Here is a 12,578-nt window from a genome sequence, read left to right as displayed (position 1 = left end):
CTCTTCTTTCCGCATTCGCACAAGGAATCACCGCCATGGCCGAGATCAGTCGCAGCGCCCTGTTCGGCAAGCTCAACAAGCTCGCCTACCGCGGCATCGAAAGCGCCACCGTGTTCTGCAAGTTGCGCGGCAACCCCTACGTGGAACTGGTGCACTGGCTGCACCAGATCCTGCAGTTGCAGGACTCGGACCTGCACCGCATCGTCAAGCGCTTCGAACTCAACCCCTCGAACCTGGCGCGCGACGTGACCGGGGCGCTGGACCGGCTGCCGCGCGGTTCCAACGGCGTCACCGATCTGTCCAGCAACGTCGAGGAAGCGGTCGAACGCGGCTGGGTGTACGCCTCGCTCAGCTTCGGCGAAGCGCAGGTGCGCACCGGCTACCTGATCGTCGGCGTGCTCAGCGTGCGCACGCTGCGCAATGCGCTGCTCGGCATCTCCAAGGAGTTCGAGAAGATCAAGCCCGAGGCGCTGAGCGAGCGCTTCGCCGAGATCGTCGCCGGCTCGCCGGAAGACGGCCAGCTGCCCAGCGACGGTTTCCAGCTCGGCCAGGCTGGCGCGCCGGGCGAGGCCAGCGGCGCGATCGCCCCGGCCGCGCTGGGCAAGCAGGAGGCGCTGAAGAAATTCACCACCGACCTGACCGCACAGGCGCGCGACGGCAAGCTCGACCCGATCATCGGCCGCGACGACGAGATCCGCCAGGTGGTGGACATCCTGATGCGGCGCCGCCAGAACAACCCGATCCTGGTCGGCGAGGCCGGCGTCGGCAAGACCGCGGTGGTCGAAGGCCTGGCCCAGCGCATCGCCCGCGGCGATGTACCGCCGGCGCTGCAGGAGGTGGAACTGCGCACGCTGGACGTGGGACTGCTGCAGGCCGGCGCCAGCATGAAGGGCGAATTCGAACAGCGCCTGCGTGCGGTGATCGACGAAGTGCAGGCCAGCGCCAAGCCGATCATCCTGTTCGTCGACGAGACCCACACCCTGGTCGGCGCCGGTGGCGCGGCCGGCACCGGCGATGCGGCCAACCTGCTCAAGCCGGCGCTGGCGCGCGGCACGCTACGCACGGTCGGCGCCACCACCTGGGCCGAGTACAAGAAATACATCGAGAAAGACCCGGCACTGACCCGGCGCTTCCAGGCGGTGCAGGTGGACGAGCCGGACGAGGCCAAGGCGGTGCTGATGATGCGCGGCGTGGCCAGCACCATGGAGCAGCACCACAAGGTACAGATCCTCGACGAGGCGCTGGAAGCGGCGGTCAAGCTCAGCCATCGCTACATCCCGGCGCGGCAGCTGCCGGACAAGTCGGTGAGCCTGCTCGACACCGCCTGCGCACGCGTGGCGGTGAGCCTGCACGCCACCCCGGCCGACGTGGACGACAGCCGCCGCCGCATCGAATCGCTGCAGACCGAGCGCGGCATCATCGAGCGCGAACGCGCGATCGGCATCGTGGTCGACGAGCGCGACGTCGCCTGCCGCGCGCTGCTGGAGGCCGAACAGGCGCGCCTGGCCGAGCTGGAACAGCGCTGGGGCGAGGAGAAGGCGCTGGTCGACGAACTGCTGGCGCTGCGCGCGCAACTGCGCGCCGGCAGCGTGCCGATCGAAGGCACCGGCAGCCCGCTGGAAGCGGCGGCGCAGGCGCTGGCGCAGCACGCGCCGGCGCAGCAGATGCAGGAGATCCCGGCGCAGCGGCCGTCCGGCAACGAACGCGACGCGCTGCTGGCGCGGCTGCGCCAGGTGCAGGCGGAACTGGGTGCGCTGCAGGGCGAGCACCCGCTGATCCTGCCGACCGTGGACTACCAGGCGGTGGCCGCGGTGGTCGCCGACTGGACCGGCATCCCGGTCGGGCGCATGGCGCGCAACGAGATCGACACCGTGCTGCGCCTGCCGCAGCTGCTGGCCAAGCGCGTGATCGGCCAGGACCACGGCATGGAGATGATCGCCAAGCGCATCCAGACCACCCGCGCCGGCCTGGACAACCCGCACAAGCCGATCGGCGTGTTCATGCTCGCCGGCACCTCCGGCGTCGGCAAGACCGAGACCGCGCTGGCGCTGGCCGAAGCGCTGTACGGCGGCGAGCAGAACCTGATCACCATCAACATGAGCGAGTACCAGGAAGCGCATACGGTGTCCTCGCTGAAGGGCGCGCCTCCCGGCTACGTCGGCTACGGCGAGGGCGGCGTGCTGACCGAAGCGGTGCGGCGCAAGCCGTATTCGGTGGTGCTGCTGGATGAGGTGGAAAAGGCGCACCCGGACGTGCACGAGTTGTTCTTCCAGGTGTTCGACAAGGGCGTGATGGAAGACGGCGAAGGCCGCCGCATCGATTTCCGCAACACCCTGATCATCCTCACCACCAACGCCGGCACCGACCTGATCGCCAGCCTGTGCAAGGACCCGGAACTGATGCCGGATCCGGACGGCATGGCCAAGGCCCTGCGCGAGCCGCTGCTGAAGATCTTCCCGCCGGCGCTGCTCGGCCGCCTGGTCACCATCCCCTATTACCCGCTGAGCGACGCGATGCTCGGCGAGATCGTGAAGCTGCAGTTGAACCGGATCAAACAGCGTGTGGAAGCCCGCTACAAGATCCCGTTCGACTACGACGAGGACGTGGTGAAGCTGGTGGTCAGCCGCTGCACCGAGAGCGAATCGGGCGGCCGCATGATCGATGCGATCTTGACCAATTCGATGTTGCCGGAGATCAGCCGGGAGTTCCTCGACCGCATGATGCGCAGCGAGCCGATTACGGGCGTCCGTGTAGCGACGGACAGCGCGGGCTTCGCCTACAGCTTCGATGGCGCCGAGGCCGCGTCCAGCGGAACGAACGTATGACCCTGGTCGATGACCTCGCCAAAAAGCCGAAGGACTTTCTGTCGCGCCACGTGATCGTGGTCGACGAAGAAGGCGTGATCAGCCATGCCGACTTTCGCGAATGGCGCCGTGGCGGGTGCCAGCAGAAGCTCGACACCGTCGCCTTTCCGCCGGCCGGCGTGCACCGGTTCATTCTGGCGAGCGCGTTCCAGAATGTCGTGCTGTTGCGGCCGGATGACGGCAGGAGCGGCCACAGCATGCGTGCGCATTGGTTGCCCTGGAAGTCCGCAGCGGATACCTCGCTGGACCTGGACGCGGACCTCGCGCCGCTTTTCTTCACCTCCGAACTGACCGGCTGCCGCCTGTCGTTCCTGCCCGACCTGGGTAATCCGAAAAAGGCGAAAGTGGCACACCTTGCCGGCAACATGCCGTACGGAGCTGTGGACCGCAATCGGGCAGAACGCCGCCTGTTTCCGGGGGCAAAGTCAGGCACGGTCGATCCGCGCGCGCGCCGCATGTCGATATCGGGCGGCACGCCCTACACCAACAGTACTTCCTCTTTCGTGATCGGCTATGCGACGCCGACGGGTTGGAAGTTCGTGGCGCAGGTGGTCACGGGACAAATGACGGCGGCGGATATCGACTTGGACAAGGCGATCCCCGTCGTCGCGCCGATGGCCAAGGTGCTGAATTGATTGGGACGGGGCCGACACGTATCGGTATCGCCGACAGCGATTGTCGGATCGCAACGAAAACGAGGAAAAGGGTGCCGTACATGTGCGGAATGAAGGATTGGAAAGGCAGGTGATGATCGGATCGCCGGCGCTGCTCGGCGAAGAGGGATTCGCCTGCGACTGCGTTTGATCGATTTTTCTATTCCCGGCCAGCATGGCCGGCTTCTATTGCTTAGTGAAGGAGAGCGTTATGCCTAGCCATGGCGGTACCTATCTAGTGGTGAATGCGGGAAACACCACATACTACCGATGGGTCAAGAAATACTCCGACGCCCAAGAAAAGGCGTTTATCGTCGATGCAAAACTTGCCGAAGCCGGTGGAGTCGTGGCTCAGGCCAATACCGTACGCACAGGCGTGATACAGCGAAAGACATCCGAGCCGACCAACGGTACGGAGATCTAGGTCGACGCTGATGGGGCAACTGGGCATCGTGTGTGGCGACGATACATTGGGCGCCAAACCGCTGATGGGATGGCGCCATCCTCTGGCAGGACCACGATTCCCAACAGCGAATTGCCAGCCAACGCATCTGCCATCAACGCGAGCTGGTTGGCGGCGAGCCAATAGATCCGGAACCGGGTCGCCGTGTTGAAAGGCGGTCCGAAAGCGAGCTCCGCAGAGGCCTGGATGCGCAGCCTCGCCATGTTGTAGCAGGCGCATAGCCATCCGATCAATCCAATGACGCCGAGGAGTCAGAAGATGGGGAAAGTTAAAAAAAAGCCAAGTCCGATCAAGAGCGCCATGGTCAATATCAAAAAGAAACGTAGGGCCAAGAAATTTCGTGTTGTTATCGATGCGAATGGAGTCGCTACGATCGAAGGGAGGCCAAATTTCAATAGTCGTGCACAGAAGCTAATAGGCAAGGCGGAAAAGGGCCAGGATCTGGATCGGCGCCATTTGATTCACTACGACGAAGAGATTCGGCCATTCGGAATGCTCGCGCTCACTAAGTTTTGCGCGAAGCACGGTGCAGCCGCTGGCGGTCTCGTCAAAAGTGCGCTCGCCTCGCTTGGTTGCGCTCGGTTGCCAAGCAACGATGCAGCCATCTTCAATCGCTTGATAAACGAAGTAAACAGCTCGGTCGTCAACCTCGTGCCCGACGATGCCTCGATCAACAAGGCGATCGAGATCGTGCGTGCGAGCTTGCGCAAGTTGAGGTTTCAATGGTCGACGGATCCGGAGGTGAAAAAGATCTTTTGCGAGATGGACACAAAGAACTACCATAAGGCCATGGGGCTGCTGAAGCTCAACGCCAAGCTCACACTGATTATTGCTGGGGCGACCACGGATATCACAAGGGCAGTTCAGGAGATCAACAAGGACCTTGTCGATGTGATCGACCGCGCGCAGGATTTACCCAGGCTTTACGATCTGATCGCAGATCTGGAAAACAGCGTCACCTTCGATATTTCATCCAAGGCAAGTCGCGAAAAGATCGAATTCACCAATCGCTGGAGACGTGAGAAGGAAGCGTTGGAAGTGAATGCCCAAAGCGGCGTGGATAATGCAGACGAATTGCTCGCGCATCTGGTAAAGCTGATTGCTGCGTATTGACCAAGCGCGGCATTCCAACTGAGCGATGGTGTAGAGCTGGCCGAGCGGAGGCGGATGGCTGCGTATGGGGGCTTCCATGTGCTGACGGATGCTGTGGATGACATCTTGCCACCCATGTTGGTGCGACAACCGATGGGCGCCGGTCGGATACAGTTTCGGGGCGTTCCTGAGAATACCCAAAAACTTGCTGATAATGGAGGGGTTGAAGATGCCAGTCCTGACCAAGGTTCCCTACGACATCAACAGCGCCAATGGCATGGTCCAGGCATGCCTGAGGAAGAAGCGCGAAGTCGCCCAGTCGAAGGACGACGGAGGCATCAGCGGTATCGGCGCTGGCTCCTGCTGCTCCTTTGTGGCGTACATAAAACACGGAGGCGAGGTCGACAACGTGTTCGGCAACAGCCGCATCCGCATCCCGTTCAAGGTCAATGGGGTCGATATCGCGAATGCCTGCGCACACGGCGAACTGACCGCCCTGTGGAACGCGATCGCCGACGAACCTGCGATTCCGACGATTCTGGCGATGTACATCGAAATGTCGCCTTGCACGAAATGTCAGGCTGCGTTGGACAACCTTCTGCAGCCTGGACAGGAAATCTTCTATTCCTTCGACCACCCGGGAGAGGTCGGCGCCTGGCAGACCGCAGCCAAGCACCTGTGCGCGTGACGCGGTTGCCTGCGAGCGCTGACGGGGCGGGCGGCGTGGGGGGCGCGATATGAGGTAGGCGACGTGCTACCTGGGGGCGCGCAAAAAATGTGAATAGTGTCACCGTTATGCGCGATACTGAACGGCCCCTCCTCGCTTTCGCCAGCCGGTCATGTCCGACGCCTCGATCAGTCCGCTTTCACCAGCCGGCCGGGATTGGCTGGGAATTCGTGCGACCCGCGGTGCTGGATATGGCGCATGCACGGCGTCGCTTGGCGCCACGCACCGGACCGCTCAGTCATGCCGCTGACCCCCGCCACCTGGCAGCGCCTGCAGGCGCTGTTCCACCAAGCCTGTGCACTTCCCGAGCCGCAGCGCGCCGCCTTTGCTCAAGCGCAAGCCGGCGACGACCCGGAACTGCTGCACGAGTTGCTCGGCCTGCTCACGGCCGACTCGCGCGCCACCGAGTTGCCGCGGCCGGGCCTGCTCGGCACGCTGCTCGGCGGTGGTGCCAGCGCCACGGAGTTGCCGGCCGGGACCCGCTTCGGCCCGTGGGCGATCGACCGGGTGATCGGCCGTGGCGGCATGGGCCAGGTCTATCTGGGGCACCGCGCCGACGGCGCGTATGCGCGCGAGGTGGCGATCAAGCTGATCGCCGCGACCGCCCTGGATGCGCAGCAGCGGGCGGTGTTCGAGTTCGAATGCCGCCTGCTGGCGCAGATGCAGCATCCGGCGATCGCGCAGATCCACGACGCCGGCACAGACGCGCAGGGCCGGCCGTACCTGGTGATGGAGTACATCCGCGGCGAGCCATTGACCCGCTGGTGCGCGCAGCGGGCGCTGTCGCTGCGCGCGCGGATCGAGTTGCTGGTGCGGGTCGGCGAGGGCGTGCAGCATGCGCACCAGAAGGGCGTGATCCATCGCGATCTCAAGCCGAACAATGTGCTGGTCGGCGAGATCGATGGGCGCCCTGCACCGAGCATCATCGATTTCGGCATCGCCGTGGAAACCGCGCAGCCGTCGCGCAATCCGGCCGGCGCCAGCGGGACGCCCGGCTACATGAGTCCGGAGCAGGCGCAGGGCGACGATGGCGGGGTGGATGCGCGCAGCGACGTGTATTCGCTGGGCGCGTTGCTGTACGAACTGATTTGCGGGGTGCGCCCGGAGCTGTTCGAGGCGGGTGTGCCGGAAGCCCCCTCGCGCTGGATCCAGGCGCAGCCGCTGCCGCAGCAGCGCGAGCTGGCGCAACAACGTGGGGTGTCGCTGGGGCAGCTGCTGCGCGGCTTGCACGACGGCCTGGATGCGATCGTGCTGCAGGCGATGGCGCCGGACCGCGCGGCGCGCTACGCGTCGGTGTCCTCGTTGCTCGACGATCTGCGGCGCTGGCTCGGCGACTATCCGCCGCGCGCGCTGCCCCGCTCTTTGCGCCGCGACGCGCGCAAGTTCGTGCAGCGCAACCGCGGTACGGTGCTGGCCTCGCTGCTGGTGTTGACCGCGTTGCTCGGCGGGCTGGCCAGCACGTTGTGGTCGTTGCGCAATGCGCAGCGCGAGGCGCAGCGGGCGCAGGTGACGGCGGACTTCCTCGGCTCGCTGCTGTCCAGCGTGGATCCGTCGGTGGCCCAGGACAAGGACAAGACCCTGCTGTTGCAGGTGATGGACCAGGCCTCGCAGCGCGCCACGCGCGAACTGGCCAGCCAGCCGCAGGCCTTGGTGGAAGTGGAACTGACCATCGGCACCAGCCTGGTCGGGCTGGGCGAGTACAAGCGCGCGGTGACCCAGCTCGAGGCGGCGCGGCGCCATGCACAGGCGCACTTGGGCGCCTACAGCGAAGACGAGCTGCAGATCATGCGGCTGCTCGGCGAGGCGCTGGTGAACGTGGGCGCGCCGAAGCGCGCGGAAGCCATCCTGCGCGAAGGCATCGCACAGGTACGCCTGCGCCATGGCGCCGATGCGCCGCTGGGCTACGACATGCAGTCGCGGCTGAGTTGGGCGCTGCGCGCGCAAGGGCAGGCCAGGGCGGCGTTGCGCGAGAGCAGGCAGGCCTACACCGGCATCCTGCGCGTATTGCCGGCCGACGACCAGAGCGTGCTGAGCGCGGGCGACCGCTACGCCGCGACGCTGGCCGATGGCGGCGACTACGACCAGGCGATCGCCCTGATCCGCGACTTGATCGCGCGCCGCAGCGCGCGCCTGGGCGCGGACCATCCCTTGACCCTGTCGATGCGCAACAGTCTGGCGGTCTATCTGCTGATGAAGCGCGACTACCCCGCCGCCGAGCGCGAACTGAAGGCCTTGCAGCCGATCATGATCCGCCTGTACGGGGAGAACGGCTGGGACACCCAGATGATCTACAACAACCTGGCCGGGGCGCTGCGCCAGCAGGGCAAGGTCGCCGAATCCGGGCCCTACTACCGCAAGGCGCTGGACAGTGCGCGCACGCGTTACCCCGAGGACCATCCCACCACCATCATGGCGCGCACCAACCATGCGTTCTGGCTGCTCGACGACGGCCAGGCGCAGGCCGCCGCCGCCGAGCAGCGGGCGGCCCTGGCCGATGCCGAGCGGGTGCTCGGCGGCAAGCACGAGGTGACCGCGGAAATCCTGCGCGGCCTGGCCGAGGCGGAGATCGCCCTGGGCCAACGCGAACAGGCGCGCGCGCATGCCGAACGCACCCGCGACATCCTGGTCGGGCTGTACGGCGATGCGCCCGGGCCGCTGGCGCAGGTGCGCGAAACGCTGGCCAAGCTGGACGCACCGGATGCGCCGCGCTCGGCAGTGGTGGCTGAGACGAAATGACGGGTCGCGCGCCGCCGCGCGCGGCAAGCTGGATGCCTGGCCACTGCGCTATCGGCTCCGCATGCAACCCGCCGCCCGCCTCACCGATCTGCACGTCTGCCCGATGGTCACCGGGGTGGTGCCGCACGTGGGCGGGCCGATCGCGGCGCCTGGCGCGCCGACGGTGCTGATCGGCGGGCTGCCGGCGGCGCGGATCGGCGATATGGCGGTCTGCGTGGGGCCGCCGGACAGCATCGTGTCCGGCGCACCGACGGTGCTGATCGCGGGCATGCCCGCGGCGCGGCTGGGCGACAGCACCGCGCACGGCGGGGCGATCGTGCTGGGGTGTTTCACCGTCTTGATCGGATAAGGGGAGCGGGGCGATGCAGCAGGCGGGAGCCGCGCTTGCGCGGCATGGGGAAGCGGAAGCGGTGGCGGCCGGCATGGGGATGCCGGCCGCGCCGACGCTGGCGCAGACCATCGCCCTGCATCGGGCGGGAGATCTGGACGCAGCCGAGCGCGGCTATCGCGACGTGCTCGCGCAGCAGTCCGCGCACGCCGACGCGCTGCACTTCCTCGGCGTGCTGTGCCACCAGCGCGGGCGCAGCGACGAAGCCTTGCGGCTGATCGGACAGGCGCTGGCGCTGGTTCCCGCCTATGCGGATGCGCACAACAATCTCGGCAACGTGCACAAGGAATGCGCGCGCCTGGCCGAGGCCGAAGCCTGCTACCGGCGCGCGCTGGCCTGTGCGCCCTCGCACCACAACGCGCTGAGCAACCTGGCGGTGGTGCTGGAAGCGCAGGCGCGGCTGGACGAGGCGTTCCTGGCCTACGCGCAATTGCTGCAGCAGGTGCCCGGGTTCGCCCACGGCCACTACCTGCTCGGCCTGTTCCTGCGCAACCACGCGCAGCAGCACGAGCACCTGGAGCAATCGGCCGAGTGCTTCCGCACCGCGTGGCAGCTGGACCCGGCCAACCTGCGTGCGCTGGAGGCGCTGGGCACCGCCTGGTATCTGCTCGGCCGCCACGACGAAGCGGTGGCGGTGTATCGCGACTGGCTGGCGCGCGATCCGCACAATGCGGTGGCGCGGCACATGCTGGCCGCCTGTGGCGGCAGCGACGCGCCGCCGCGCGCCGACGATGCCTACGTGCGCGACGTGTTCGATGGCTTCGCCGAGAGCTTCGACGAACAGCTGCTGAACAATCTCGAGTACCGCGCGCCGCAGCTGCTGGCCACGGAACTGGCGCAGGTGCTGCATGCGCCAGGCGCGGCGCTGGACGTGCTCGACGCCGGCTGCGGCACCGGCCTGTGCGCGCCGCTGCTGCGGCCGCATGCGCGGCGGCTGGCCGGGGTGGACCTGTCCGGCGGCATGATCGACAAGGCGCGTCAGCGCGGCGGCTACGACGCACTGGTGGTCGGCGAACTGACAGCGTATCTGCAGGCGCAGCCGCAGGCGTGGGACGTGGTGGTCTCGGCCGACACGTTGGTGTACTTCGGCGACCTGCGCGAGGTCTGCGCGGCCGCGCACGCGGCACTGCGCCGCGACGGCTGGCTGGCCTTCACCGTGGAAGCGCTGGACGCTGCGGACGATCGGGTGCAGCTCGGCGCGAGCGGGCGCTACCGGCACAGCCGCGCGCACGTGCAGGCCGCGCTGGCGCAGGCCGGTTTCGCCCGCGTGCAATTGCGCGCCGACCAGCTGCGCAAGGAAGGCGGCGCGCCGGTACAGGGCTGGGTGGTGCTGGCACGCCGCTAGCGCGATGCCGTGCCGGCGCGGGGCACACTTTCGATGGTTGCGGCGACAGGATTCGCGTGCAGCAGGCTGGTGCCGCGCACCTCTTTACTGCGTCGCCAGGCACCGCGGTAGACAGCGCGACACGCATCCCGCCAGCGGCCGCAGCGCTGAGACGAAATGTCGGCTTTCGCGGCGGACGCCGTGTGAGTATCGCCTTGCCGGCAGCGCACAGCGGCGGCGTCGGGCCGGTGCCGGCAATGCGCGCCGCACCGCGAACGCCGCTCGCGCGCGCCGGCCAAGGTCCGCATTGCGCGGCGCTCGACTTCCCGGACACCACGATGCCCACGCCGATGATGACGCTGCACTCCGACCTTGGCGATGCGCTGCTGTTCTGGCGCATGCAGGCGACGGAAGCGTTGGGTGAGCTGTTCGAGTACCGCCTGACCGCGCTCAGCACGCAGCCGCGTCCGGATCTGCGCGCGCTGCTCGGCACGTCGATGGCGGTGCAGCTGAAGGCGGGCGAGGGCCATGTGCGCTGGTATCACGGCATTGTCGCGCACGTCGCGCAGACCGGCTTCCATGTCGTCGACAGGCTCAGCTACGCAGTGCTGGACGTGACCCTGGTGCCCAAGCCGTGGCTGCTAACCCAACGCCGCGACTGCCGCATCTTCACCGACCTGAGCGTGCCGGACATCGTGCGCGCGGTACTCAACGGCATCGGCTACGGCGATGTGACCCTGAGCCTGAGCGGCACCTATCCCAAGCGCGACTATTGCGTGCAATACCGCGAGGACGATTTCAATTTCATCAGCCGCCTGCTCGAGCAGGAAGGCATCTATTACTTCTTCACCCATAGCCATACCACGCACACGCTGGTGCTGGCCGATGCGCTGGGCGCGCACGCCAGCAGCAGCGGCTTCGAGACGCTGCCGTATGTGCCGCCGGGCCAGCATGCCAACGTGATGGGCGCCACCGTCAGCGAATGGCAGCTGGCGCGCAGCGTGCATACCAGCACGCACCAGCTCACCGACTACGATCCGCTGCGTCCGCGCGCCTCGCTGGCGGTGGACGAGGAGATCGGCCATGGCGGCGACCTGCATCCGGTCAGCGGGCTGACCGCCTTCGACTACCCCGGCGCGCATGGCCAGCTCGCCGATGGCAAGCGCTACGCGCAGGTGCGCGCGGAGGCGCACAACGTGCAGCGTTCGCGCTATCGCGGCGACAGCGACGCGGTCGGCCTGCGCGTGGGCGCGCTGTTTTCGCTGAAGGCGTTCCCGCGCCCGGAATGGAACCAGGAATACCTGGTGATCGGCGCGCAGACCGTGCTGGAAGCGGCGGGTTATGCGTCCAGCGAAGGCGGCGGCGCGGCGCCGTTCGCGTGCCGCTTCGAGGCGATCGAGAGCAAGCTGCCGTTCCGCAGCCTGGCGCGTGCGCGGCAGCCGTCGATCGCCGGCCTGCAGACCGCGGTGGTGACCGGCAGCGACACCGACGAGGACATCGTGGTCGACCAGTACGGCCGCATCCAGGTCACCTTTCATTGGAACACGTCGGCGCGCGACGGCAGCAAGCCGTCGTGCCCGGTGCGGGTGGCCTCGTCGTGGGCGGGCAAGGGCTGGGGCGCGATGAGCCTGCCGCGGGTGGGGCAGGAAGTGGTGGTCAGCTTCCTGGAGGGCGACCCGGACCGCCCGCTGGTGATCGGCAGCGTCTACAACGCCGATCACATGCCGCCGTTCGCGCTGCCGGACAACAAGACCCAGAGCGGGGTGCGCAGCCGCAGCGCCGGCGGCGGCACCGCTGACTTCAACGAGATCCGTTTCGAAGACAAGCTCGGCAGCGAGGAGTTGTTCGTGCATGCGCAGAAGGACTTGCGCGAGGAAGTGGAGCACGACCACTTCGCCACCGTCGATAACGACCAGACCAGCACCGTCAAGCACGACCGCAAGCACAAGGTGGACAACGACGAGACCCTGGATGTCGGCAACAACGCCACCCATGCGATCGGCAAGAAGTTCAAGCTCAGCGCGGGCACGGAGATCGAACTGGTCACCGGGGCGTCGAGCATCGTGATGAAGAGCAGCGGCGAGATCGAGATCAAGGGCGTGACCATCACCGTCACCGGCAACAACGCGGTGAACGTGGAAGGCAAGGTGCAGGTCGCGATCAAGGGCGGGGCGACCGTGGACATGGGCGCCGGCGCCAGCGTCAAGGTGCATTCGGACGCGATGCTGGCGCTGGAGGGCGGGGCGATGGGCACGCTGAAAGCGCCGATGCTCAGCCTCAAGGCCGATGCGCTGCACCAGATCGGCGGCGCGCTGATCATGATCGGTTGAG

At 66.9% G+C, this 12,578-nt stretch carries 9 protein-coding genes; all 9 read left to right on the top strand.

What is annotated here, in order from left to right:
* The first annotated feature begins 35 nt into the window (after positions 1-35).
* The 9 genes from tssH to tssI all read left to right on the top strand — a co-directional run bounded on the left by tssH (position 36) and on the right by tssI (position 12,577).
* The gene (gene tssH / locus AB3X08_RS21690) at positions 36-2,825 is read left to right on the top strand and encodes a type VI secretion system ATPase TssH (RefSeq protein WP_369935098.1); all 2,790 of its coding nucleotides are present in this window, start codon (positions 36-38) and stop codon (positions 2,823-2,825) included.
* Complete coding sequence (locus AB3X08_RS21685) at positions 2,822-3,499, top strand: hypothetical protein (protein WP_369935097.1); 678 nt, start codon at positions 2,822-2,824, stop codon at positions 3,497-3,499. The genes tssH and AB3X08_RS21685 overlap by 4 nt, the downstream gene beginning before the upstream one ends.
* A 229-nt stretch (positions 3,500-3,728) precedes the next feature.
* Positions 3,729-3,941 carry a hypothetical protein gene (locus AB3X08_RS21680; RefSeq protein ID WP_369935096.1) on the top strand — a complete coding sequence of 71 codons (213 nt, stop codon included), beginning with the start codon at positions 3,729-3,731 and terminating at the stop codon, positions 3,939-3,941.
* Between the two features lie 297 nt (positions 3,942-4,238).
* On the top strand, positions 4,239-5,093 hold the full coding sequence (locus tag AB3X08_RS21675) for a hypothetical protein (RefSeq protein ID WP_369935094.1): 855 nt from the start codon (positions 4,239-4,241) through the stop codon (positions 5,091-5,093).
* Positions 5,094-5,301: 208 nt separating this feature from the next.
* Complete coding sequence (locus tag AB3X08_RS21670) at positions 5,302-5,760, top strand: hypothetical protein (protein ID WP_369935092.1); 459 nt, start codon at positions 5,302-5,304, stop codon at positions 5,758-5,760.
* Positions 5,761-6,039: 279 nt separating this feature from the next.
* The gene (locus AB3X08_RS21665) at positions 6,040-8,535 is read left to right on the top strand and encodes a protein kinase domain-containing protein (protein WP_369935090.1); all 2,496 of its coding nucleotides are present in this window, start codon (positions 6,040-6,042) and stop codon (positions 8,533-8,535) included.
* A gap of 61 nt (positions 8,536-8,596) precedes the next feature.
* Positions 8,597-8,884: a PAAR domain-containing protein gene (locus tag AB3X08_RS21660; RefSeq protein WP_369935087.1), complete on the top strand. Its 288-nt coding sequence runs from the start codon at positions 8,597-8,599 to the stop codon at positions 8,882-8,884.
* A 73-nt stretch (positions 8,885-8,957) separates the two neighbouring features.
* On the top strand, positions 8,958-10,268 hold the full coding sequence (locus AB3X08_RS21655) for a tetratricopeptide repeat protein (RefSeq protein ID WP_369938606.1): 1,311 nt from the start codon (positions 8,958-8,960) through the stop codon (positions 10,266-10,268).
* A 317-nt stretch (positions 10,269-10,585) separates the two neighbouring features.
* Positions 10,586-12,577: a type VI secretion system tip protein TssI/VgrG gene (gene tssI / locus AB3X08_RS21650; protein ID WP_369938605.1), complete on the top strand. Its 1,992-nt coding sequence runs from the start codon at positions 10,586-10,588 to the stop codon at positions 12,575-12,577.
* Position 12,578: the final 1 nt, after the last annotated feature.

This window comes from Xanthomonas sp. DAR 34887, assembly GCF_041245805.1.
GTDB lineage: Bacteria > Pseudomonadota > Gammaproteobacteria > Xanthomonadales > Xanthomonadaceae > Xanthomonas_A > Xanthomonas_A tesorieronis.
The sequence above is the reverse complement of the archived record's forward strand: the minus strand, read 5'-3'. Positions and strand labels throughout refer to the sequence as shown.